At 68.0% G+C, this 24,643-nt stretch carries 16 protein-coding genes; 13 read left to right on the top strand and 3 right to left on the bottom strand.

Translation table 11 applies throughout. From position 1 onward, the window contains the following. Positions 1-205: 205 nt before the first annotated feature. Genes SOM26_RS07740 through SOM26_RS07720 form a run of 5 tightly spaced genes read left to right on the top strand, consistent with a single transcriptional unit; the run spans position 206 to position 10,968 of the window. Entirely contained in the window at positions 206-2,791 is a 2,586-nt protein-coding gene (locus SOM26_RS07740) for a beta-mannosidase (RefSeq protein WP_320452142.1), read from the top strand. Next, entirely contained in the window at positions 2,788-5,304 is a 2,517-nt protein-coding gene (locus SOM26_RS07735; RefSeq protein WP_320452141.1) for a glycoside hydrolase family 3 C-terminal domain-containing protein, read from the top strand. The genes SOM26_RS07740 and SOM26_RS07735 overlap by 4 nt, the downstream gene beginning before the upstream one ends. Next, complete coding sequence (locus SOM26_RS07730; protein ID WP_320452140.1) at positions 5,301-6,725, top strand: glycoside hydrolase family 125 protein; 1,425 nt, start codon at positions 5,301-5,303, stop codon at positions 6,723-6,725. Before SOM26_RS07735 ends, SOM26_RS07730 begins: the two co-directional genes overlap by 4 nt. Further along, a complete protein-coding gene (locus tag SOM26_RS07725) occupies positions 6,722-9,034 on the top strand; it encodes a GH92 family glycosyl hydrolase (protein WP_320452139.1) in 2,313 nt (770 codons plus the stop codon). Before SOM26_RS07730 ends, SOM26_RS07725 begins: the two co-directional genes overlap by 4 nt. A gap of 23 nt (positions 9,035-9,057) precedes the next feature. After that, on the top strand, positions 9,058-10,968 hold the full coding sequence (locus tag SOM26_RS07720) for an alpha-L-fucosidase (RefSeq protein WP_320452138.1): 1,911 nt from the start codon (positions 9,058-9,060) through the stop codon (positions 10,966-10,968). A 12-nt stretch (positions 10,969-10,980) separates the two neighbouring features. Here SOM26_RS07720 and SOM26_RS07715 read toward each other — a convergent pair whose 3' ends face one another. Continuing rightward, the gene (locus SOM26_RS07715) at positions 10,981-11,838 is read right to left on the bottom strand and encodes a hypothetical protein (protein ID WP_320452137.1); all 858 of its coding nucleotides are present in this window, start codon (positions 11,836-11,838) and stop codon (positions 10,981-10,983) included. A gap of 11 nt (positions 11,839-11,849) precedes the next feature. Further along, positions 11,850-13,166, bottom strand: a complete 1,317-nt coding sequence (locus tag SOM26_RS07710; protein WP_320452136.1) for a PQQ-dependent sugar dehydrogenase — start codon at positions 13,164-13,166, stop codon at positions 11,850-11,852. Positions 13,167-13,315: 149 nt separating this feature from the next. On the opposite strand from SOM26_RS07710, the gene SOM26_RS07705 reads away from it, so the two are divergent. The 8 genes from SOM26_RS07705 (at position 13,316) to SOM26_RS07670 (ending at position 22,303) form a co-directional block, all read left to right on the top strand. Then, positions 13,316-14,359 (top strand): patatin-like phospholipase family protein, encoded by a 1,044-nt coding sequence (locus SOM26_RS07705; RefSeq protein ID WP_320452135.1) that lies wholly within the window; start codon positions 13,316-13,318, stop codon positions 14,357-14,359. 123 nt (positions 14,360-14,482) lie between these two features. Continuing rightward, a complete protein-coding gene (gene budC, locus SOM26_RS07700; protein ID WP_320452134.1) occupies positions 14,483-15,247 on the top strand; it encodes a meso-2,3-butanediol dehydrogenase in 765 nt (254 codons plus the stop codon). 167 nt (positions 15,248-15,414) lie between these two features. Beyond that, positions 15,415-17,382 (top strand): HAD-IIB family hydrolase, encoded by a 1,968-nt coding sequence (locus SOM26_RS07695; protein ID WP_320452366.1) that lies wholly within the window; start codon positions 15,415-15,417, stop codon positions 17,380-17,382. Then, on the top strand, positions 17,379-18,524 hold the full coding sequence (locus SOM26_RS07690) for a glycosyltransferase (protein ID WP_320452133.1): 1,146 nt from the start codon (positions 17,379-17,381) through the stop codon (positions 18,522-18,524). Before SOM26_RS07695 ends, SOM26_RS07690 begins: the two co-directional genes overlap by 4 nt. Next, a complete protein-coding gene (locus SOM26_RS07685) occupies positions 18,521-19,435 on the top strand; it encodes a galactosyltransferase-related protein (RefSeq protein ID WP_320452132.1) in 915 nt (304 codons plus the stop codon). The genes SOM26_RS07690 and SOM26_RS07685 overlap by 4 nt, the downstream gene beginning before the upstream one ends. Continuing rightward, positions 19,432-20,508 (top strand): glycosyltransferase, encoded by a 1,077-nt coding sequence (locus SOM26_RS07680; protein ID WP_320452131.1) that lies wholly within the window; start codon positions 19,432-19,434, stop codon positions 20,506-20,508. Before SOM26_RS07685 ends, SOM26_RS07680 begins: the two co-directional genes overlap by 4 nt. Further along, a complete protein-coding gene (locus tag SOM26_RS07675) occupies positions 20,505-21,416 on the top strand; it encodes a polysaccharide pyruvyl transferase family protein (RefSeq protein ID WP_320452130.1) in 912 nt (303 codons plus the stop codon). Before SOM26_RS07680 ends, SOM26_RS07675 begins: the two co-directional genes overlap by 4 nt. Next, positions 21,413-22,303, top strand: coding sequence for a glycosyltransferase family 2 protein (locus tag SOM26_RS07670; protein WP_320452129.1), 891 nt, complete (start codon positions 21,413-21,415; stop codon positions 22,301-22,303). Before SOM26_RS07675 ends, SOM26_RS07670 begins: the two co-directional genes overlap by 4 nt. Here SOM26_RS07670 and SOM26_RS07665 read toward each other — a convergent pair. Further along, complete coding sequence (locus SOM26_RS07665; protein ID WP_320452128.1) at positions 22,287-24,638, bottom strand: TonB-dependent receptor; 2,352 nt, start codon at positions 24,636-24,638, stop codon at positions 22,287-22,289. The two genes, SOM26_RS07670 and SOM26_RS07665, sit on opposite strands and share 17 nt — an antisense overlap. Positions 24,639-24,643 lie beyond the last annotated feature (5 nt).

The raw sequence follows: 24,643 nt of genomic DNA, 5'->3' as shown, positions 1-24,643 counted from the left end.
AAGCATATCATGAGAATACCGGCATACGACAAGCCGGTGGGTAACGGGGATGAAGGATGGCGCGCAACAGCCTGACGAAATGGGGGATTTTGCCCGTCGTCGCCGCGCGCCCCGCATTTTGCCCCGATCGTGACCACATTCCTTCCACCCGCTTTGCCATGCCCTGCCCGGCGTGGGCGAACATGCAGCTTTCGGGGACATCGTCTTGAAACATCGCCTCGGCCTGATCCTGGCCGCGCTCGCCCTCCCCTTCCCAGCGCTCGCCGCGCCCAAGACGGTGGCGACGCTCGACCGCTGGCAGGTGCGGATCGACCCGAAGGACGCCGCCGCCGCCAGCGCCCATCCGCAGGCGGCAGGCTGGCTGAGCGCGACCGTGCCGGGGAGCGTGCAGCAGGACCTGATCGCCGCGAAGATCGTCCCCGATCCCTATAAGGGCGCGAACGAGGCCCCGATCCAATGGGCGGGCCTGACCGGCTGGCAGTATCGGACATCGCTGGACGTGACGCCCGAGATGCTGCACCGCGATCACCTGGACCTGGTGTTCGACGGGCTCGACACCTTCGCGACCGTCAGTGTGAACGGCCAAACGCTGCTCGCCGCCGACAATGCGCATCGCCGCTGGCGCGCCGATGCCAAGCCGCTGCTGAAGGCGGGCGCGAACGAGATCGTCGTCACCTTCGCCTCGCCGATCAAGACGCTCCAGCCGATGGTGCTGGCCGAGAAGCATCCGCTGCCCGGCGAATATGACTCGCCCTATGGCGACGAGCCCAAGGGCGTCCAGACCTCGCCCTATATCCGCAAGCCGAAATACCAATATGGCTGGGACTGGGCGCCGCGCATCGTCGATATCGGCATCTGGCGCGCGGTCCGGCTGGAGGCATGGGACGCCGCGCGGATCGACAATCTGCGGATCGAGCAGGAGGCACTGACCGATGCGGAAGCGCGCATCCTGGCCCGCGCCTCGGTCGTCGCCGACCGTGCGCAGACGGGGCGCATGGACGTGACCGTCACCGGCCCCGACGGCAAGCGAATCCGGGTGCGCCGCGACGTGGCGCTCCAGCCGGGCGAGAATGACGTGGTCGTGCCCGTCGCGATCACCAGGCCGCAGCGCTGGCAGCCGGTCGGCTTCGGGGCGCATCCGCTCTACACGGTCAACGCGGCGCTGGCGGGCGCGGATGCGGTCGAGAAGCGCACCGGCCTGCGCACCGTGGAACTGATGCGCAAGGACGGCAGCTTCGGGTTGAAGATCAACGGCAACGTGATCTTCGCCAAGGGCAGCAACGTCATCCCCTTCGACGCCTTCCCCGCGCGCGTCGCGGCCGCGACCGAGCGGCAGATGCTGGAAAAGGCCGTCGCCGCGAACATGAATATCGTCCGCATCTGGGGCGGCGGCTATTATCCCGAGCACAGCTTCTACGATGCGGCGGACGAGCTGGGCCTGATGGTCTGGCAGGACTTCATGTTTGGCGGCGCGGTCACGCCCCCCGACGCCAAGTTCCGCGAGAATGTCCGCATCGAGGCGGAGGAGCAGGTCGCGCGCCTGCAATCGCACCCCTCGCTGGTCATCTGGGCGGGCAATAACGAGGTGCTGTCGGGCTGGGAAAACTGGTCGGATCGCAAGGCGTTCAAGAAGGCCGTCGGCCCGGACGAGCAGGAGCGGATCGGCACCGGCATGGCCGTGCTGTTCGACCGGGTGCTGCGCGATGCGGTCATCAAGAACTCGCCCGGCATCCCCTATTGGCCGGGCTCGCCCTCGACCAATTATGAGGGGCCGACCGACACCGACAAGGATGGCGACCGCCATTTCTGGGATGTCTGGTCGGGCTCCAAGCCGGTCGAGCGCTACACCGACAGCTGCCCGCGCTTCATGTCCGAATATGGCTTCCAGGCTTTCCCGGACCTGTCGACCATCGCGACCTTTGCCGATCCGGCGGACTTCCGCATCGACAGCCCGGTGATGAAGGCGCACCAGAAATTCCTGGCGGGCGAAGGCAATGACCGCATCACCTTCTATCTGAAGCAGAATCTGCGCGACCCGCGCGACTTCGCCGATCTGGTCTACCTCTCCCAGGCGATGCAGGCCCGCGCCATCGGCCTCGCCGCACGCCATCACCGCGCCTGCCGCCCGGTGACCTTGGGATCGCTCTATTGGCAGCTCAACGACAGCTGGCCCGCGATCAGCTGGTCGAGCATCGACTGGACCGGGCATGACAAGATGCTCCAGCACGAAGCCCGCCGCTTCTTCGCGGCCCAGACCATCGTCGCCGAGACCAGGCCCGGCGCGACGCGGATCGTCCTGATCTCCGACGCGACCACACCCACGCCGTTGGGCTGGCGCGTGACCGGCTATGCGATGGACGGCGCCAAGCTGGGCTCGCAAAGCGGCAGCGTGACCATGGCCGCCGCCTCGGCCAGCGATGTCGCAACCATCCCCGACGCCACACTGTTCAACGCCGCCGCGCCCCAGAGCAGCTATGCCGTCGCCGAACTGTTCGACGGCGAGAAGGTGATCGCCCGCCAGATCGTCGAGCGGAAGGTGCCGCGCGACATGCTCTACCCCGCGCCGGGCATCACCGCGCGCTGGGCGGGCAAGCAGCTGACCCTCACCGCCCGCAACCTCGCGCGGCAGGTACAGGTGAATTTCGGCACCACTCCGGCCGAACCGTCCGACGATGGCTTCGACCTGTTGCCCGGCGAGAGCATCACGCTCACCATCCAGAGCGACGCGGACGCCGCCACCCTGGCGCGTGAGCTCAAAATCTACACCCTCGGTCCGAAGGACGCCCAGTGATCCCCTTCCTTCTCCTCGCCGCCGCCGGTCAGGCCGCCGCTCCCGCCCTGCCCGCCGAAGCCAAGACGCTGACCGTCGCGCAAAAGGCGGCACAGCTGGTCAACGAGGCCCCCGCCGAGCCCGCGCTGAACCTGCCCGCCTATGACTGGTGGAGCGAAGGGCTGCACGGCATCGCGCGCAACGGGCCATCGACCGTGTTCCCGCAGGCGATGGGCATGGCCGCGACCTGGGACACCGCGCTGATCCAGAAGGTCGGCGATGTCGTCGCCACCGAGGCACGCGCGAAGTTCAACACGCAGCCCATCAACGCCGATCGCGGCCTGTACCAGGGGCTGACCATCTGGTCCCCCAACATCAACATCTTCCGCGATCCGCGCTGGGGCCGGGGCCAGGAAACCTATGGCGAGGACCCCTTCCTCACCAGCCGCATCGGCATCGCCTTCGTGCGCGGGCTGCAGGGTCCCGACCTGAAGCATCCGAAGGTTATCGCGACCGTCAAGCATCTGGCGGTCCATTCCGGCCCCGAGGGCGGGCGCGACAGCTTCGACGTGATGGTGTCCCCCCGCGATCTGGAGGCGACCTACCTCCCCGCCTTCCGCGCCACCGTGACCGAGGGCAAGGCGCTGTCGCTGATGTGCGCGTACAATGCCATCCACGGCACGCCGGTCTGCGCCAACCCGATGCTGCTGACCCAGCGGCTGCGCACCGACTGGGGCTTTAACGGCCTCGTCGTGTCGGACTGCGACGCGGTCGGCAATATCTGGATGTTCCACCATGCCCAGCCGGATGCCCCCGCCGCCGCGGCCGCCGCGCTGCGCGCGGGCACCGACCTGAACTGCGGCAAGGCCTATCTGGCGCTGCCCGAGGCCGTGACGCGCGGCCTGATCACCGAGGGCGAGATCGACACCGCGCTGGCCCGTGCGCTGGCGGTGCGGCGGATGCTGACCGTGGATTCGCCATGGAACCGGATCAAGCCCGACCAGCTCGGCACGCCCGCCAATCGCGCGCTGGCGCTGGAGACGGCGCGCAAGGGTATCATCCTGCTCGACAATCCGAACGACCTCCTGCCGCTCAAGGGCAAGAAACTGGCGGTGTTCGGCGCCAATGCCGACGATCTGGGCGTGCTGGAGGGCAATTACCACGGCACCGCGATCAACCCGGTGACGCCGCTGGAGGGTATCCGCGCGAAGTTCGGTCGCGACATTCGTTATGCGCAAGGCTCGGTGCTGGCCGAGGGCGCGTTCGTGGGCGTCCCCGAAACCGCGCTGTCGGCGAACGGCAAGACCGGCCTCGCGGTCGAGACGATGGGCGCGAACGGCCAGTGGTCGGCGGCCGGGCAGGATCGCCGCATCGACTTCAACTATACCAAGACCGCGCCCTTCCAGCGTCGCTGGACCGGCACGCTGACCCCACCGGGGCCGGGCCAGTATCGCCTGCGCCTCGACGGCCCGGCCTGCTGGCATGCCTGCCCCGCGCATGACGCGGTAAAGCTGTATATCGACGATCAGCTGGTGATCGACGACGTGATCGGCGGCAAGAAGCTGGAGACGACCATCGACGGCAGCGCACCGCGCCGCATCCGCGTCGAGATCGACCACAAGGGCGGCGACGAGGGTTTCCGCCTGCAATGGCTGCCGCCCGCCGAAGCGCTGACCGCAGAGGCGCTGAAGGTCGCAGGGAGCGCCGATGTGCTGGTCGCGGTGGTCGGCCTGTCGCCCGATCTGGAGGGCGAGGCGCTGGGCGTCTCGGTGCCCGGTTTCGCGGGCGGCGACCGCACCGACATCGTGCTGCCCGAGATGCAGCGCAAGCTGCTCGCCGCGCTCCAGGCGACCGGCAAGCCTGTGGTCGCGGTCGTCGTATCGGGCTCTGCGGTGTCGCTGGGCGATATCAAGCCCGCCGCGACGCTGGCCGCCTTCTATCCGGGTGCCGAGGGCGGCACCGCGCTGGCCGAGATCCTGGCCGGTGACGTGAACCCGTCGGGCCGCCTGCCCGTCACCATCTATCACTCGACGGCCGACCTGCCCGCCTTTGCCGATTACGGCATGAAGGAGCGCACCTATCGCTATTTCACCGGCAAGCCCGCCTGGGGCTTCGGCCATGGCCTCAGCTACACCAAATTCGATTATGGCCAGCCCACCGTAACCGCCAGCGTCGCGGCGGGACAGCCCGTCCAGGTCGCGGTGCAGCTTCGCAATATCGGCCAGCGCGCCGGTGAAGAGGTGACGCAGGCCTATCTGGTGCCGCCCGCGACCGACGAGAAGCCGATCCTGACCGATCCCGTGCTACAGCGGCAACTGGTCGGCTTCACCCGTGTCGCGCTCAAGCCCGGCCAGGCGGGCACCGCGCGCTTCACCATCGATCCGCGACTGATGAGCCAGGTGTGGCGTGACGGCACGCGGCGCATCCTGCCGGGCACCTACAAGCTCTATATCGGCGGTGGCCAGCCGGGTGACGGGGCGGGCCAGTGGACTCAGTTCACCGTGACCGGCCAGGCACAGGACCTGCCCAAGTGACGCCCACCCGTCGTGAACTGATCGCCGGGGGTGCGGCGCTCGCCGCCGCCCCGGCCTTCGCCGCCGCACCCGGCTTCGTGAGCAAGCGCCCGGCCGTCGCCGACCGCCGTTTCGTATCGAAAGCGGTCGAGGCGGAGATTACCCGCATCTCGAAGATGATCGCCGATCCCGAACTCCGCTGGATGTTCGGGAACTGCTATCCCAACACGCTCGACACCACGGTGCTGTCGCTCGGCGAGGTGGCCGGCAAGCCCGACGCCTTCGTCATCACCGGCGACATCCCCTGCCTGTGGCTGCGGGATTCGGCGGCGCAGTTGCGGCCCTATCTGCACCTCGTGAAGCGCGATCCGGCGCTGGGGCGGCTGTTCCGGGGGCTGATCGGGCGACAGGCGCGATCGATCCTGATCGACCCCTATGCCAACGCCTTCATGCAGGACCCGACCGCCCGGACGAACCTGAGCTGGGCGCTGAAGGACGATACCGACATGAAGCCCGGCGTCGCCGAGCGGAAGTGGGAGATCGACTCGCTCTGCTACGCGATCCGGCTGGCATATGGCTATTGGCGCGAAACGGGTGACACCACGCCCTTCGATGCCGAGTGGAAAACCTCTGCACGGCTGATCGTAAAGACCTTCCGCGAGCAGCAGCGCAAGGACGGCCCTGGCCCCTATCGCTTCCGCCGCTCCGCGCCCGAGCCGACCGAGACGCTGTATCGCGGCACCGGTCTGCCCACACGGCCGAACGGCATGATCCATTCGGGTTTCCGCCCCTCGGACGATGCCTGTCTCTATGGCCAGTTCATCCCCGCCAACCTGTTCGCGATGACCACGCTGCGCGAGCTGGCCGCCCTGTCGAACGCGGTGGGTGAGGCCGCGCTGGCGCAGGACGCCACCGCCCTCGCCGCCGAGGTCGAGGCCGCGCTCAGGCAGTTCGGTACGATGACGTTGCCCGGCGGCGAGCGGGTCTGGGCCTATGAGGTAGACGGGTTCGGCAACACCGTCTTCATGGACGACGCCAATGTGCCGTCGCTGTCGGGCCTTGCCTATCTGGGCTGCGTCGACGCCGCCGATCCGCTGTGGCAGCGCACCGTCGCGGCCTGCTGGAGCCGGAACAACCCCTGGTATTTCGAGGGGCGCGCGATCAGCGGCATCGGTGGTCCGCATACCGGGCCGGGCCAGGTCTGGCCGATGTCGGTCATCACCCGTGCGCTGACCTCGACCGACCCTGCGCTGCTACGCGCCAGCCTGGCGATGATCCGTGGATCGCATGGCGGTACGGGCTTCATTCACGAAGGGGTCGATATCGACGATCCCACCAAGTTCACGCGCGACTGGTTCGCCTGGGCCAATGGCCTGTTCGGCGAGCTGGTCGTCCATGTCGCGGCCACCAGGCCGGAAGTTCTGCGGGAGACGTTTGCATGATCCTGAGCCGCCGCTCGCTCCTCGCCGGAACCGCGCTCGCCACCCTGCCGCTCGATGGGCTTGCCGCTCGCGTGGTCACCCCGCCGGTTCTGCCGAACCTGTTCATCGGAACGGGTGGCGACGGTCACACCTATCCGGGCGCGGTCATGCCCTTCGGCATGGTGCAGTTGAGCCCCGATACCGATGTCGAACGCTGGGACACCTGCTCGGGTTATCATCATGGCGATGGCTCGATCATGGGGTTCAGCCATACGCACCTGTCGGGCACCGGCATCGGCGACATGCTCGACGTGCTGGTCGTGCCGACGCGCGGGGCGTTGAAGCTGACGCCGGGGCCGCTCGCCAACCCCGATGAAGGCTATCGCCAGCGTTATTCCGAAGAACAGGCGCAGCCCGGCTATTACCGCGTCAAGCTGGAGTCCGGCGTCCTTGCCGAGCTGACCGTGACCGAGCGGACCGGCTGGCACCGCTATACCTATCCCAAGGGTCCGGGGCATGTGCTGGTCGACCTGTCGCACCTCGTCCTCGACAAGAGCGACGCCAAGCCGCTGATCACCGATGCCGAACTGACCATCGAGCCGGACGGCACGATCACCGGCACCCGCCGCGTGTTCCGCTGGGCCAAGGGGCGGCGTATCTTCTTTGCGATGCAACTGTCGAAGAAACCCAGCCGCATCCAGCTTTACGGCGACGGCGATGCGCCCGCGAACGGCACCGCCGTGAAGGGCAACCGCCTGAAGGCCGCCCTGTTCTTCGACGAACTCGGCGATGCGCCGCTAATGGTCCGCTGCGGTATCTCGGCGGTCGATGTCGCGGGGGCGAAGGCCAACCTCGCCGCCGAAGCCAAGCATTGGGACTTCGACCGCACCCGTCGCGCCGCGATGGATCGCTGGGCGGCGGTCAGCGGGGGGATCCGCGTCGAGGGCGGCACCACCGACCAGCGGGTCATCATGGCGTCGGCCAATTATCACACGCTGATCGCGCCGACGCTCTTCTCCGACGTGGACGGCCGCTATGTCGGGCTGGACGGACAGGTGCACACCGCCCCCGCCGGACAGTTCGCCTACAGCACCTATTCCACCTGGGACACGTACCGCGCGCTTCACCCCTGGCTGATCCTGACCCAGCCCGCCCAGGCCAGGAAGCTGATCGAGGACGTGATCCGCCAGACGCAGCAGAGCGTTTACGGCCCGCCGGTCTGGACGCTGCAGGGCAAGGAAACCGGCATCATGATCGGCTGGCACGGCACGCCGATCATGGCCGAGGCGATGGTGAAAGGCATTCCCGCCGATTACGCCGCCGCCTGGCCCGGCATCGCCAAGCGCAGCTTCGACTTCTCCGCGCCCGACCTGGACAACAGCAAGGGCCGCGACCTGTACGACGCCAATGGCTATGTCCCCGCCGACAAATGGTTCGAGAGCGTCAGCCGGACCCAGGAATATGCCTATGACGACTGGGCCGCGTCGCATATCGCGCGTCGTGTCGGCCAGACGGCGGAGGCCGACCGCCTGCTCAAGCGTTCGGGCAACTGGCGCAACGTCATCGACCCCACGATCAATTTCGCCCGCCCGCGCTTCGACGACGGCAGCTGGTGGAAGGATTACGATCCCATCCAGCTCGGCCACATGCCCAAGCCCTGGTGGCGCGACTATACCGAGGCGAATGGCTGGCAGGCGACCTTCCTCAACCAGCATGACGTGTACGGCCTGATCCGCCACATGGGCGGCAACGCGAAGTTCGAGGCCAAGCTCGACGGCCTGTTCAACGCGCCCTCGACCCTGCCCAAGAACGCGCCGCCCGACATTTCCGGTCTGGTCGGCCAGTACGCGCATGGCAACGAGCCCGACCAGCATGTCGCCTATCTCTACGCCTATGTCGGCGCGCCGTGGAAGACGCAGGCCATGGTCCGCCGCCTGCTGACCGAGATGTACAAGAACGCGCCCGACGGCATCATCGGCAATGATGACTGCGGCCAGATGAGCGCCTGGTTCCTGTTCTCGTCGCTCGGCTTCTATCCGGTTGATCCGGTCAGCGGCGCGTACGTCTTCGGCAGCCCGCTGTTCGAGCGTGCGCAGGTGACGGTCGGCGGCAACAGGACGCTGGTCGTGGAGGCGAAGGGCAATCGCCCCGACACGCCCTATGTCCAGTCGGTGACATGGAACGGTCGCCCCTGGACGAAGAGCTGGATCGACCATGCCACCCTGTCCAAGGGCGGCACCCTGTCCTTCACCATGGGCGCGAAGCCCAATCCCGCCTTCGGCCGCGATCCCAAGGATCGACCGCCGTCCTTCGACCACCAACTCGCCTGATCCCTCCCGGAGCCGCATTGCAGATGACCGATTTCTCCCGCCGCGCCGTCCTCGCCTCCGGGCTGGTCGCCTCCGCCACGCCCGCCTTCGCGCAAAAGGGGGCGGGTGCCCCCGCACCTTATGGCGCAGTCCCCTCGGCGCGGCAGTGGCGCTGGCACCAGCGCGAGCAATATGCCTTCATCCACTTCGCGATGAACACCTTCACCGACAAGGAATGGGGTTATGGCGACGAAGACCCCAGGACCTTCAACCCCAGCGACTTCAGCGCCGACCAGATCGTCGGCGCGGCCAAGGCGGGGAACCTGAAGGGCATCATCCTGACGGCGAAGCATCATGACGGCTTCTGCCTGTGGCCGACCAAGCTGACCGAACACTGCATCCGCAACTCGCCGTACAAGGACGGCAAGGGCGATATCGTCCGCGAGATGTCGGACGCCTGCAAGCGCGCCGGGCTCGCCTTCGGCATCTATCTCTCGCCCTGGGACCGCAACCGCGCGGATTATGCCCGTCCGTCCTATGTCGAATATTTCCGCAAGCAGGTGGTCGAGCTTTGCACCGGTTATGGCGAGCTGTTCGAATTCTGGTTCGACGGGGCCAATGGCGGCGACGGCTATTATGGCGGCGCGCGCGAGACGCGGCAGATCGATGCGCCGAAATACTACAACTGGCCCTCGATCATCGCGCTGGTGCACCAGCATCAGCCCATGGCCTGCACCTTCGATCCGCTGGGCGCGGACATTCGCTGGGTCGGCAATGAGGACGGTGTGGCGGGCGATCCCTGCTGGCCGACCATGCCCAACCACCCCTATGTCCAGTCGGAGGGCAATTCGGGCGTGCGCGGCGGCGCTTTGTGGTGGCCCGCCGAGACCAACACCTCGATCCGGCCCGGCTGGTTCTATCACGCGGACGAGGACTCCAAGGTCCGCTCGCCGGAGAATCTGGTCGGCTATTTCGACACCTCGGTCGCGCGCGGCACCAATATGAACCTGAACCTGCCGCCCGACCGGCGCGGGCGGATTCCCGATCAGGACGTGAAGATCCTGAAGAGCTTCGGCGACGCGATCCGCGCCAGCTTCGCAACCGACCTGGCCAAGGGCGCGGTGGCCCATGCCAGCCATGTGCGCGGCAAAGGCTATGAGGCCGCCAAGGTGCTGGACGGCAATCGCGACACCTATTGGTCCGCGCCGGACGGCGTGACCACGCCCAGCCTGACGCTCGACCTGCCGCCGGGGCGCAGTTTCGACCTGATCCGCATCCGCGAATACCTCCCGCTCGGCGTCCGCGTCACGCGCTTCGCGGTCGATGCCGAAGTGAACGGCGCCTGGCAGCAACTTGCCGAGCATGAGTGCATCAGCGCGCAGCGGATCATCCGGCTGCCCAGGCCCGTCACCGCGCGTCGCGTCCGCCTGCGCATCGTCGACGCACCGGTTTGCCCGGCGATCAGCGAGGTGTCGCTGTTCAAGAGCGTCGCGCCGGTCCCCGTCCCCGCCATCGTGTCGAGTGACCCGACCGTCTTGGCGACGACCGACTGGACCATCGTCTCGGCGACCGCACCGGGGGCCGAAAAGCTGCTCGACAACGACGCCAAGACCATCTGGACCCAGGCGGCGCCGACTCCCGGCAAGCCTGCCAGCGTCACGGTCGACATGGGCCAGGTCCGCGACGTCGCGGGCTTCAGCCTGACGCCCTCGCGCCAGGTGATGGTCGATGCCGCCCCGCCGCGCGGCTATGTCGCGGAGACCAGCGTTGACGGCAAGAGCTGGACCCCGGCGGGCACGGGCGAATTCTCGAACATCGCCTATGCGCTGTCGACCCAGCGCCTGCCCTTCACCAGCGTCCGACCGGTCCGCTATCTGCGGCTGACCTTCGCCGAAATGTCGAAGCCCGCCGCCAAGCTGGCGATCGCCGGGATCGGCGGCTTCACCAGGCGGTAACGGCGCGGCCGCTCACCATCCCATCCGCAAGGATAGGGTGGCGAGCGGCACTACCCGGTCGGTCGTCGCGGCCGGGGCCTCGGCGGCGGCCAGGGCACCGTCGCGGATCAAGGCCAGCATCTCGGCACGCAGCGTCGCCTTCGCGCCGCCCAGCCGGAGCGGCTGCGACAGCGCCATGCCGACGCTGCCATAGGCGCGGTCGCCCGATCCTGGTCCGTAAAAGCCGTCCCATCCCATGCCCAGCGCCAGCGGCAGCGACAGCTTCGCCGCCCCTTCGCCCTTCCCCAGCGCCTGTGACGGCGACAGGCTGGCCAAGGTAAAGACGCCGCCATCGCCCTGCGTCCGCCGGGTGATCGCGACATTGGGGCCCAGCTCGCCCAGCACGTCCTTGCCGGCCCAGGCGACCGAAACGCTGGCTTCCTGCGTCGTCGGATCGATGCCGTTGGGACTGGTCTTGACCGTATAGGCCAGCGCCGCCGTCAGCCCCTCCACCGGCCGCCAGGCAAGCGCCGCGATATTGTTGCTCTCGTAAAAGGCGCGCGGCACGGCGCGTTCCTCGACCGAGGGGCCGTGGAAGCCGTTGGAGCTTTGCGCCGTCAGGAACCACCGCCCGCGCCCGCCCGCATCGCGGTCGAGCACCACCGCCAGCCCGATCGCGACATGGACCGGCACACGGTTCAGTCCCGGACCGTCCGCGTCATAGACCGCCCGCGCATAATCGCCGTTGCGCACGTCGAGCGTCAATATGGGGTGCACCGTGCCCTTGCCGACCGATACCGAGGACAGCGTCGCATCCTCGGTATCGACCAGTGGCACGCTCTGGCTCCAGGCGGGCGTGGCCGCGCATAATGCGGCGGCAGCCGCCGCCATTCGGATGGTCATCAGGCGCGGCGAACGAGCCAGACGGTATCACCCGCGTCATCGACCACGAACATCGCGCCGTCGGTGCGGGTCTGGATGCTGACCGGCCGACCGAACACCTCGCGCTTCTTGGCATCGGCGACGAAGCCGGTCAGGAAAGGCTGCGGCGCGGCGGTGGGGCGGCCCTGCGCAAAGGGCACGACCAGCACGTCATAGCCGTTCAGGCTCGACCGGTTCCACGACCCGTGCCGCGCGACATAGGCATATTGGCTGTCGGCGGGCGTCCCCTTGGCAAAGGCCAGCCCCAGTGCGGCGGTATGGGCACCGACCGCGACATCAGGCAGCAGTGTCGTCGCCAGCAGGTCGCGCCGGTTGTTGGCGTGGCGCGGATCCTGCCTGCCATAATAGCTATAGGGCCAGCCATAAAAGCCGCCTTCACGCACCCCGACCAGATAGTCGGGCGAGATGTCGTCGCCCAAATGGTCGCGCTCGTTGACCGCCGTCCACAGCGTGCCCGACCCCGGCGCCCAGTCCATGCCCACCGGGTTGCGCAGGCCCGAGGCGTAAAGCCGCTCGCGTCCGCTCGCCAGATCGACCGCCAGGATCGCCGCGCGCCGCTTTTCCTCGTCCATCCCGTTTTCGGCGACGTTGGATGCCGAGCCGACCGAGACATACAACGTCCGGCCATCGGGCGAGAGTAGCAGGTTGCGGGTCCAGTGGTTATTGTAACCGCCAGCGGGCAAGGACACGACCGTGCGTGGCGTCCCCGCGATCTGCGTTTCGCCGGGGCGATAGGGGAAGCTCAGGACCGCATCGGTGTTGGCGACGTACAGCCGCCCATTGGCATATTGCATCCCGAACGGTTGGTTCAGCCCCTCGCGCAGGATATGGCGCTGTTCGGCGATCCCGTCGCCGTCCGCGTCGCGCAACAGGGTCAGGCGATTGGCGGAAAAGCCATAGCCGCGCGCCATATGCCGGGCGCGGGCCTGTTCGGGCTCGACATCGGGCTTCAACTGCGTCCGTGCCTCGGCCACGATCACATCGCCATTGGGCAGGACCAGCGCCTGACGCGGATGGTCGAGGCCACCGGCGAACTTCGTCACCTGCCACCCGCGCGGCGCGACCGGGGTACGCCCCTCGGGCCAGCCGATCGTCTTGGGGTAGACCATCGCCGACTCGGTCGCGAAGGGGGCATCCGTCTCGGTCAGGCCCAGGATCGGCCGGTCTGCGCCAGGCGCTTTTTCCAGCGGTCGTCCGTTCTGCGCCTGCGCCGCCACCGCGACCGTCGCCAATGCCACCGCGCACGCTATTCGGCGCACCTTCTGCCGATCCGTCATGACATCTCCATCATCCGTCGATGCCAGCCAAAAGCACGACGCGGCTCAAGGGCTCCGTCATGATGAAAATAAATTCATGTTTGTCGCCTATGCGAATTATGCTGCATTGCGTCATTTCCGCATGACCTTCATTTCGGGGAGTCGTTGCCATGATCGATGCCGTCGCGCATTCCCGTCCGCGTGTCGCCCTCGCGCTCCAGGGCGGCGGCGCGCATGGTGCCTATGGCTGGGGCGTGATCGAGCGCCTACTGGACGAGGATATCGCGCTGGTCGGCGTCAGCGGCGCAAGCGCCGGGGCGATGAACGGTGCGGCGCTCGTCTCGGGCTATGCCGCAAACGGCGTGGCGGGCGCGCGGGCGACCCTGGAGCGACTTTGGGATCGTGTCGCGGATGCCTCTCCACTGGCGCCGCTCGATGTCGGGGCGCTGGGTGGTCCCTTTTACGAATCGCTGCTGCGTCGCTCGCTGGAACTCGCCAAGCTGTCCAGCCGCTATGTCGCGCCGTTCCTGCCGGGCGTCCGCGACATGAGCGCGCTGCGCCGCGCGGTGGAGGACAGCATCGACCTCGACCTTCTGGCGCGCCAGACGACCTTGCCGCTGTTCGTGGCGGCGACGCATATCGCCTCCGGCTCAGCGCGACTGTTCACCGGCGGCGATGTGACGCTGGATGCGTTGATGGCCTCCGCCTGCCTGCCCGAACTGTTCGCGGCGGTGGAGATCGGGGGCGAGCAATATTGGGACGGCGGCTTTACCGCTAACCCCGCGCTCGAGCCGCTCTTGTCCGACGCGATCGGCGCGACCGACATGCTGATCGTGCAGATCACCCCCTTTACCGTCGAGGAGATCGGCGGGTCGGTCGGCGATGTGATGCGGCGGGTGAGCGACATCAGCTTCAACGCCTGCCTGCGTCGCGACCTGCGCGCGCTGAGCGAGGTGCAGGACGTGGCGCGCGCCGAAAGCTCGGGCGATCCCCGGATGCGGGCGGTCGCGCGGGTGAACCTCCACCTCCTGTCGCCACCGCCCGAACTGGCCGGTCGGTCGGGGACAAGCAAGGTCGACACCCGCTGGTCGGTGCTTCAGGACCTGCGCGCGATGGGCCGTGCCCAGGCCGAACAATGGCTGGCGACGAACCGCGACGCGCTGGGCCAAAGGTCCAGCTTTGCCGGTCTGCCCGAGGAGGAGTGGCGCGAGTGACGTAGCCTTCCGGGCATTTCGACGTTTTGGCCGGACGGGGCGGAACGCTGTCGCAGGTCGCCTGTTGAACGCGCGAGCCGGGGCGGGCGAACCACGAATTCTTGGACAGGAGCACGACCCCGCATGGCCGCATTCGATGGCAAGATCGTAATCGTTACCGGCGCCGCCTCCGGCATCGGTGAGGGTGTTGCCCGCCGCTTCGCCGCCGATGGCGCGACTTTGGTGCTGGGTGACACCGACCACGACGCATTGCAGAAACTGGCCGACGATCTGGCCCCCGCCACCGTCGCCGTGCAGGAAAGCGACGTGTCGCGAATGGCCGACTGCGAGGCGCTGGTCGCACTGGCGATCGAGCGGTTTGGCCGGATCGACGTGCTGGTCAGCAATGCCGGGGTCGACCATCTCGGCAAGCTGGACGAAGGTGACTTCTCGGCCTTTGCCAAGGTCATCGAAACCGATCTGTACGGCGTCGTCCAGATGGCACGCGCCGCCATCGGGCATCTGCGCACGTCGAAGGGCTGCATCATCAACATGTCGTCGGTGTCCGGCCTGGGTGGCGACTGGAACCACAGCTTCTATTGCGCGGCCAAGGGCGCGGTGACCAATTTCACCCGCGCGCTGGCGATAGACGAGGCGGCGAACGGCGTACGCGTCAACGCGGTCAACCCCTCGCTGACCTATACCGCGCTGACCGCTGGCATGAAGGAACAGCCCGAGCTGATCGCCAAGTTCGAGGAACGCATTCCCATGGGGCGCGGTGCCCAGCCCGAGGATGTCGCGGGCGTGGTCGCCTTTCTCGCCGGCGAGGATGCGCGTTTCGTCACCGGCGTGAACCTGCCCGTGGATGGCGGCCTCAGCGCATCGAACGGCCAGCCTCCGCTTAGCTGATCAGAATTGATGAAGATCAAGATTGGAGCCGGATATGGGCTGGCTCCAATCTTTCCACCGCACCCTTGGACCCAATCAATATTAATAACGTTGTCGTTCCCATAACGAAAGGGGCGACTTTGTTCATTCTGCATCTGGCACTTGGCGGCTGCCTGAAATCCCCACCCGTGCACTACGGGATTACCGCCGACACGGGCGGACATATCGCCTATATTCTTGATGCAGCACAAGCGCAGGCCGCTAATATTGACGTGGATCAAGTGTCCATCGTCACGCGACTGTTCGAGGGAGCGGGGCTTTCGCTGGATCACGCCCGCCCCAGCGAGCGGCTGTCCGACACGCTGACTATCGACCGTATCGCCACCGACGATCGCCGCTATCTGGAAAAGGAAGCGCTGGCGGACGACCTGTCCGCTTTTACCGAGGCGTTCTGCGCGCATCTGGCCCGTCTGAGCCGCCTGCCCGACGTCATCCACGCCCATTTCTCCGATGCCGCAGCGGTCGCCGTCGAGGCACGTCGACGCTTTGCCATTCCCTTCGTCTATACGCCGCACGCGCTGGGCATCGACAAGCGCCAGCATCATGGTGCCTCGCCCGCGCTGGAAGGGCGGATCGCCGCCGAGCGCGAGGCGATCGAAAAAGCCGATGCCCTGATCGTATCGACGCAGGACGAGGCCGAGCGTCAGGTCCATGGCTATGAAGTGTCGGTGGCGGGCCGCATCCACCGGATCGCACCCGGCGTACCCAGCCGCGATGCAAGCCCCGCGCGACGCGCCACGCTCGCCGATCGGCTTGGCGAATGCGTGACCGACGATACCAAGCCGCTGCTGCTCGCCATCGCCCGGCCGGTGCCGAAGAAGAATCTAGGGGCGCTGGCGCGTGCCTATGCCGCCTCGCCTGCGCTTCAGGACGCGGCCAATCTGGTCATCCTGGCTGGCCAGCATGACGGGCCCGGATCGCCCGAGGAACATGAGGTGCTGGCCGAACTCCAGGCACTGGCGCAAAGCCCGGGCTTGCGTGGCCGCTTCGTCCTGCCGCCCGATCATGACGGCCATGACGTCGCCGCGCTGTATGACCGGGCGGCAAAGGGCGGCGTGTTCGTCAACGCCGCGCTTCACGAGCCTTTCGGCCTGACGCTGATCGAGGCCGCCGCCGCCGGGGTGCCGGTGGTCGCGACCCGCCACGGTGGGCCGAGCGAGATCGTCGGCGCGCTCGACCATGGCCTGCTGGTCGAGCCACGGGACGAAGATGCCATCGCGAAGGCGTGTCTGGCCATCCTGTCCGACCCGGCGCGCCATGCGCGCATGAGCATGGCCGGGCGCGAAGGATCGGCACGGTACGACTGGCATCGCTATGCAGCGGAATCGGTGGCGCTCTATGCCCGGCTGCCGCGCGCGCCGGGGCTGCTGGCCAGCGATATCGACCACACGCTGACCGGCTGTCGCGCCGGTGCCTATGCCTTCGCGCAGTGGCGCCAGTCCAGCGACCTGCCCTTCGTCGTCGCGACCGGGCGCTGTTTCTCGATGGCCCGCGCCATCCTGTCGCAATGGGGGCTGCCCGAACCCGATGCCTTCATCACCGATGTCGGCACCCGCATCATGTTGAAAAGCCAGCGCGGGTGGCAGGAATGCCCGGATTTCTCTGCCCGGTTGAACCAGGACTGGAACCGCAAGGCCGTGGTCGCCGCGCTCAAGCCGCTCCGCCTGCGCCCGCAGCCGCGCGATACGGCGGGCCCGCACAAGGTCAGCTATTTCGGCACCGCCGAGGATGCCGCGCGCGTCCGTGAGACGCTGGCCGAACTGGGATTGTCCGCCAAGACCGTCTTCTCGCACGGACGGCTGATCGACGTGCTCGCGCCGCTGGGTGGCAAGGCGGCGGCGGTGGCCGCCTATGCGCGGCGGTTGAACCTGCCGATGGGGGCCTGCATCGCCGCCGGGGACAGCGGCAACGATGTCGATATGCTGGAAGGCTGCGGCCATGCCATCGTGGTGGGCAACGCCAGCGACGAACTCGACGGCCTGCCGGTCCGCGACGGCCTGATGCGGGTGGCGGGCAATCACGCCAATGGCGTATTGGAAGGTCTCGACCGGCTGGGCCTGACCCATCCCGCACCCGTTCATGCGAGCGCGGCATGAGCCGTCCCTTCGGCTATTTCGTCCATCATCAGGGGCGTGGCCATGCCGAGCGCTGCGCCGCGATTCTAAACGCCCTGCCGTCCGAGCGCCCGGTCACCATCTTCTGCGCGCGCGACGACATTTTTCCCACCCTGCCGCCCCATGTCGAACTGATCGTCATCCCCTCCCTGTTCGAGCCGACGGGGCTGGAGGCGGGTGCCATGGACGCGGTGCCGACACCCGACACGCTGCACTGCGCGCCGCTTGGCTGGCCCGGCATCCGCCATGCGATGGCGACGATCGCGGGCTGGTTCGACAGCGCGAACCCCGCGCTGATGATCTGCGACGTATCGGCCGAGATCGCGCAACTGGCACGTATTTGCTCGGTGCCGCACGTGAAGATCCTGCAGCATGGCGACCGCACCGATCCCGGCCACCGCGCCGCCTTTGACGGTGCCGCCGGGCTGCTCGCCGCGTTCGACGAAGGCCTGGCCCAGCCCGAATGGGACGCCACCATGCGCGCGAAAACCTGTTTCGCGGGTGGCCTGGGCGTCGACACCCGCGTGCCCGAGCGCGAACTGGCGCGGCAGCGGATTGGCGTCGGCGCGGACGAGGAGATGATCCTGGTCCTGTCGGGCGGCGGCGGCGGCGGCTTTGCCCAAGCGCCGCTCGGCGTCGGCGCGCGCAGTCGCCCCGCCGCCCGCTGGATCACGATCGGCCCGGTCGTGCGCGACTGGCATGCGACCGAGCCCGGCAATATCGAGCATCGCGGTTGGGTCGATAACGCCGCCGACCATGTCGCGGCTGCCGACCTGGTCATCGCATCGACTGGCAACACCACCTGCCAGCAGGTCCTGGCCGCCGCCCGGCCCTGGCTCGCCATCCCCGAATGGCGCTATTTCGACGAGCAGCACCGCAAGGCCGAGGCGCTGGCCGCCGCCGGGGTTGCCTGTATCCGCCCGCATCTGCCGTCCTCAGCCCAGGCCTGGACCGCCGCGCTGGCCGAGACCCGCAGCCAGCATCGTCCCGCCGTCCAGCGTGCGATGATCGCCGACGCACCCGCGCAACACGCCGCCGACTGGCTGGAGGCGCTGGCGACACGCCTCTGGCCGGTCGAGAAACCCCTTCCCTCCCTGTCCCATTCCACCGGAGCCTCTTCATGATCTCGGTCGTCACGCTCGCCGGGGGCCGCCCCGATCATCTGCGCAACATCGTCCTCGGCCTGTCGCGCCAGACCATGATGCCTGCCGAGCTGATCGTCGCGGTCATCCAGGACACCCCCTATGACTTGCCGGAGGCGCCCTTCCCCATCCGTCAGATGATGGTGTCGGGCCCGCGCCTGCCCCTGGCCACCGCGCGCAATGCCGCGGCCAAGGCGGCGGTGGGCGACAAGCTGGTCTTTCTCGACATGGACTGCATCCCGACGCCCGAGCTGCTGGCCGACTATGACCGCTGCCTCGCGCAAGAGGACGGGCTGTTGATGGGGGAGGTGCTGTACCTGCCCGGCGGCGCGACGAAGGGTGACTGGACGTACGAGGACTTCGCGGCCGTCGCGGTCCGCCATTCGGACCGGCGCGGGCCGCCGCCTGAGGGCATCGAGCGGTGCGAGGATTATCGCTGCTTCTGGTCGCTGAACTTCGCGATGCGCCGCGACACCTTCCTGGCGACCGGCGGTTTCGACGAACGCTATGCGGGTTATGGCGGCGAGGACACCGATTTCGGCAAGCTGATCGACCAGGCGGGCGTGCCCATCGCCTGGATCAAGGGCGGCCTCGCCTATCACCAATATCACCCCCACCACATGCCGCCGGTCCATCATATCGACAGCGTGGTGCGCAATGCCGAACTGTTCGAGGCGAAATGGGGATACCGGACCATGGGCCACTGGCTGCACGCGTTCCGCCTGATGGGCTTGATCGACGATACGCCCGGCCGCCCGATCCGTATCCTGCGCCGCCCGGACGACGACGATCTGGCCCTGACCGGGCAGCAGAGCCACCAGCCCTATGCCAACACCGCCAGCGTCATCCGCGTTCTGGAGGAACGCGCGGCGAGCGCCCAGGTCGCGGCATGAGGATTGCCCTGCTGGCGCATGTCCGCCAGCCGATCCGCCAGCCCTTTCTGGGCGGGATGGAAGCGCATGGCTGGTATCTGGCCGAGGGGCTGGCGGCGCGTGGGCATGACGTCGTGCTGTTCGCCAGCGGCGACAGCGACCCGCGCTTCACGCTCGATCCGGTCCTGCCCATCCATTACGAGGCGGTGTTCCCCTGGGCCGAGCATCGCGGCAAGCCCGAGCTGATCGCGCATGTCGATGCGGGCTATGCCGCGGCGTGCGACCGGATCGCGCGCGGCGGGTTCGACGTGCTGCACAATAACAGCCTGCACCGCTTTCCCCTGGAACAGGCGCGCACCGCACGCACGCCCACCGTCACCTCGTTGCACGTGCCCCCCTATGACGCGCTCCATCATTTCGTGACGATCAGTCCCAGTCGGACGCACCGACTGACCGTCACCTCGGCCCGTCAGTTGTCGGCGTGGTGGCCCAGCGGCGCGCCGCCCGAGGCATCGGTACTGCACAATGCCATCGATCCCGCCGCCTGGCCTTATGTCGCCACCGGCAATGGCGAGGCAGTGTGGTGCGGGCGGATCACACCCAATAAAGGGCCGCATCTGGCGATCCAGGCGGCACGACTGGCCGGTGTTCCGCTGACCCTGTTCGGCGCGATCGAGGACCCGGACTTTCACGCCGCAGAGGTCGCCCCGCTGCTGGGCGGTGATATCCGCTATGGCGGACATCTGGACGGCACGGACCTGGCGCGTGAGCTGGGCAAGGCGTCGGTCTTCGTCTTCACCCCCTGTTGGGACGAACCCTTCGGACTGGTCGCGATCGAGGCCATGGCATGTGGCCTGCCCGTCGCGGCCTTCGACCAGGGAGCAGCGAGCGAGGTCGTCAGCGAGGCGGGATGCATTGCCCCCGCCATGGACGTGCCCGCGCTGGCGCAGGCGATCACCCAGGCGATGACGATCCCGCGCCAGGTGCCCCGGCAGCGGGTGGAGACGCATTTCGCGCGCGACCTGTGGCTCGACCGGTGCGAGGCGCTTTATGCCGAAGCCCGTGCGGGTCTGACGAGCACGCTGGCCGCGTGAGCATCGATACGATCGCCCGGCAGCGCGCCGCGCTGACCGACCTCTATCGCCGCCATGTTCGTCCCGGCGAGCCCTATGCGCTGCTCGACTTTCCGGACCATGCCAATGTCGGCGACAGCGCCATCTGGCTGGGTGAGATCGCGCTGCTCCGGGATGTCGGTGCTGGCAATCCCGCCTATGTTTCGCGCTGGGACGATTTCGACGAAGCCGCCTTTCGCGCCGCCTGCCCCACCGGTCCGATCCTGATCCATGGCGGCGGCAATCTGGGTGATATCTGGCTGCATCACCAGCGGTTTCGCGAGGATCTGCTGATCCGCTTCCACGATCGCATGATCGTCCAGCTGCCCCAGTCGATCCATTTTCGCGATCCCGCCAACCTGTCACGCTTTGCCCGCATTGCAGGCGCGCATCCCGATTTTCACCTCTACGTCCGGGACCGGTCCAGCCTGCTGCTGGCGGGACACCATCTCGGATGCCCCGTCACGTTGGCACCGGACTCGGCGTTCGGGCTGGGCGCGCTGGCCCGACCGACCGGGCCGGATCACCCGCTGCTCCTGCTGCTCCGTACCGATACCGAGCGGACAGACCGCGATGATACGCCCCTGGTCGAAATACCGAAGGCGATCGCGCACGACTGGCTGGAGGAGCCGCCCGTGACGCAGCGCAATCCCACGGCACGCGCACAGACCCGGGTCGAACGCGGTCTGCGCCTGTTGTCGCGCGGCGAGCGGGTCGTGACCGACCGGCTGCACGGCCATATCCTGAGCCTGTTGCTGGGCATCCCGCATGTCGTCCTGGACAACGACTATGGAAAGGTGGGCGCCTATCTCACCGCCTGGACGCGAGACGATCCGTGCGTGGCCCAGGCTGCGTCATCGACGGAGGCAGCGGCGATGGTGGCGGGATGATCGACATCAGCCTGCTGATCTGTACCCGTAATCGCAGCCGCAGCCTAGGCGCGACGCTGGAATCAGTCGCCGCGGCCGCCCATAGGGCAAGTCCAGGCGGGATCGAGCTGGTCCTGGTCGACAACGGCTCGACCGATGGCACGGCGGCGATCGTCCGCCACTGGGCGACCGAGCGGTCGTTCACCGTCCGGCTGTTGACCGAGCCGCAGCCCGGCCTTGCGCGTGCGCGCAACCGGGCGCTTCATGCGGCACGGGGGCGCATCATCGCGATGACCGATGACGACTGCGTCGTGCATCCCGACTATTTCGGGCGGCTGGCAGAGGCCTTCTCCGCCCGTTCCGGCCCGGTCATCATCGGCGGCCGAATCCTGCTGGGCGATACGGCCGACCTGCCGGTGACGGTCAAGCTGGAGGATCACCCGATGATCGCCGCCCCCGATCAGTTTCCCGGTGGCTTCGTCATGGGCGCGAACCTGGCGATGACCGCCGATGTGCGCGCCATGGTGGGCCCGTTCGACGAGCGTTTCGGGGCGGGTGCGCCGTTCCATGCGGCGGAGGATACCGACTTCCTGCTGCGTGCCCAGGCGCTGGGCATCGCACTCCATTACGATCCCGGCTTCGTCGTCGACCATCACCATGGCCGCCGCCAGACGCAGGAGGCGATCGCGCTGCTTGCGGGCTATGGCTTTGGCGACGGGGCGCTCTACGCCAAATATCTCCGCTCCGATCCGCGCGCGGTGCGGTGGCTGCGGCAGGACCTGAACCATCTCGGCACGCGGATCACCGGGCCGGTGGCGGGCATCGGGCATTTCCACGCCTTTCGCCTGCGCCATGTCCTGCGCGGACTGGCCGCTTACGGCGTCCACGCGCTCAGAAATCGGCGCTGAACCGCAATCCCACCGTTCGCGGCCGGACCGGCGTCGAGACGTTGCGTCGTGCCAGCAGGAACGGATTGCCATAGGCAAACCGGTTGCCCCGCTCGTCGAGCAGATTGTCCAGCGTCGCGGCCAGCGCATAGCGCCCCGACCGGGCGGTCAGGCCCAGATTGGCGACGCCGTAACCACCCTGCCGCGCATCGAAGAAATCGCCGACCCCCAGCACCGAGGGACCGACAAAGGCCGCCTCCGCCTTGCCCGACAATATCCAGCGCGGTCCGACATGAACGTCGCGCACGACGCCCAGTCGCGCCGACACGCTGGGCGTTTCGGGCAAGCGGCGGTTGCGCGCCCGGCTGAGCGCGGCGGTCGATCCCATCACCTCGTTGTCGGTCAGGAACACCGCCCCCGTCAGGTGCCAGTCGCGCCGGGGAACCCAGTCCGCCCAGCCTTCCAATGCGGTGATGCGGGCATCGCCGATATTGCTCGTCACCGGCTGGCCGGCACGGTTGAGCAGGTCGGCCTGGATCGCCGTCCAGCGTGCCCGCGACAGGCTGACCGAGGCGGACAGCCCGGTTTCCGTCCGGCGCAAATGGCGGATGCCGGCCTCGACCATGTGGATCGAGTCGGACTCGAAATTGGCCACCCGCCCGACCCCGGCGGCGACCGCCAGGCCGCCCGTGCGAAAGCCCGACTGATAGCGGCCGAACAGCGTCCAGTCGCCGCCCAGCTGCCACGACAGGCCGACCGTCGGGTCGACCCGGACGGTCGAGCGGCCGCGCACGAAGCTGGAAGCGCGCGGTCGGATCGATGGCTCGCCATCGACCCGCGCCGCCGTCACGCGCCCGCCCAGCGTGACCCACAGGCGATCGGTCAGCGGATGCGTCGCCTCGGCAAAGACCGCGCCGCTGCGCGTGAGGTTGGTCACGCCGATGACCGGGCGAACGCCTTGCCGCCGGGTCAGCGAACGCGCCATCACCGACTGGTCGGATATCAGGTTGAGCCCGACGACCCAGGACCCGCCGCCGGACAGCCGACGCGACAGGCGGCTTTCGTGCGAGAACAGCGTCTTTTCGCCGTCCAGTTGATAGCTTTGCTGCGCGCCCAGCACGCTGGCGTCGAACTCCTCGAACGCGGAGCTGCGAACATAGCCGGTGGCCGAGACGAATTGCAGCCCGCTCGCCCAGTTCTTCGACAGCACCAGGCGACCGAAGCGCATGTCGCTCCAGGAGGGTTGGGCCATCGCGGCACGGCTGACCAACACATCCTCGTTCAGCACATATTGCGCGTCGCGTGCGACGATCGACTGGGCACCCCCGCCCAGCTCCATGTGCCAGCCATCGCCGACGTCCCAGCGCAGCGTACCGCGCAGGCCGCTGGTCAGCACGCGGTTGATGTCGTTCGTGGCCGTCCGGACATTGTCGATATAGCCGCCATCGACCACGTGATAGCCGACCAGCCGCACCCCCAGCGTGCCGGGCACCAGCACCTTGTTCGCGACCACCGCGAGGTCGTTGCTGGGCGATCCCTGCCCGGTCAGCGCGCCGCCCCATTCGACGTGACCGCCATCGCGGTCCAGCGATACGGGGTTGGAGGTCAGGCGGATGATCCCGCCGATTGCCCCCGAGCCGTGCAGCGCGCCCTGCGGTCCCTCCGCGATCTCGACCTCGCCAATATCGTACAGCTTCAGGCCGGGATCGGGTCCGGCAAAGGCGATCTGGACCTCGTCAAGATAGAGGCTGGCAGTGGACTCGGTCGCACCGTTGAAACTGCTGTCAGCGATGCCGCGAATGAACAGCTTGTTGCGTCCCGGCCCCAGCGCCGTCGTCTGGAGGATCGGCGTCTGCCCGGCCACGTCGCTCAGGTCGATCGAGCCATTGGGCAGCGCGACGCCGCGCCCGACGACCGAGACGCTGCCCGGATAGCGCGCCAGCTCGGTGCCCTGTTTGCTGGCGGTGACGATGATGTCCTGCGCATTGCCGCTCGGGGCGGGCGCCGCCGCGCGGGCGGGAATGCGGCGCGGCGGGGGGGGCGCCTTGCGGGGGGCGGGCACGACGCGAAAGCTGGTGTCGTCGATCGCGACCGCGCGATAACCTGTGCCCCGCAACAGCTGCGCCAGCGCGCGGGCCGGCTTCGCCCGGGTCGACAACGCCGGGGTTCGCACCCCGCGGAGGCGGGCGTCGGTGGTAACGACGGTGATGCCCCCCTGCCGCGCCAGTTCGCGCAGCGCCACATCCAGCGTGGCGGGGGCCAGGACGATGCGACGGGGCCCTCCAACCATGCTGGCCTGCGCATGAGCCGTGTCTGGCGCGAGGAGAGCAGGCACGAACAGAACGGCCGCGACCATCAGGC

Origin of the sequence: Sphingomonas sp. CFBP8993, from assembly GCF_034044895.1 — a bacterium.
In the GTDB taxonomy this organism is placed as follows: Bacteria; Pseudomonadota; Alphaproteobacteria; order Sphingomonadales; family Sphingomonadaceae; genus Sphingomonas.
Note: the sequence above shows the minus strand (reverse complement) of the source record. Positions and strands in the feature narration are given on the sequence as shown.

Coding starts and splice junctions, on each gene's coding strand:
- SOM26_RS07705 (WP_320452135.1), top strand. CDS start 13,316: ATGATCGATGCCGTCGCGCATTCCCGTCCGCGTGTCGCCCTCGCGCTC.
- SOM26_RS07725 (WP_320452139.1), top strand. CDS start 6,722: ATGATCCTGAGCCGCCGCTCGCTCCTCGCCGGAACCGCGCTCGCCACC.
- SOM26_RS07720 (WP_320452138.1), top strand. CDS start 9,058: ATGACCGATTTCTCCCGCCGCGCCGTCCTCGCCTCCGGGCTGGTCGCC.
- SOM26_RS07670 (WP_320452129.1), top strand. CDS start 21,413: ATGATCGACATCAGCCTGCTGATCTGTACCCGTAATCGCAGCCGCAGC.
- SOM26_RS07685 (WP_320452132.1), top strand. CDS start 18,521: ATGATCTCGGTCGTCACGCTCGCCGGGGGCCGCCCCGATCATCTGCGC.
- SOM26_RS07715 (WP_320452137.1), bottom strand. CDS start 11,838: ATGGCGGCGGCTGCCGCCGCATTATGCGCGGCCACGCCCGCCTGGAGC.
- SOM26_RS07680 (WP_320452131.1), top strand. CDS start 19,432: ATGAGGATTGCCCTGCTGGCGCATGTCCGCCAGCCGATCCGCCAGCCC.
- SOM26_RS07690 (WP_320452133.1), top strand. CDS start 17,379: ATGAGCCGTCCCTTCGGCTATTTCGTCCATCATCAGGGGCGTGGCCAT.
- SOM26_RS07710 (WP_320452136.1), bottom strand. CDS start 13,166: ATGACGGATCGGCAGAAGGTGCGCCGAATAGCGTGCGCGGTGGCATTG.
- budC (WP_320452134.1), top strand. CDS start 14,483: ATGGCCGCATTCGATGGCAAGATCGTAATCGTTACCGGCGCCGCCTCC.
- SOM26_RS07665 (WP_320452128.1), bottom strand. CDS start 24,638: ATGGTCGCGGCCGTTCTGTTCGTGCCTGCTCTCCTCGCGCCAGACACG.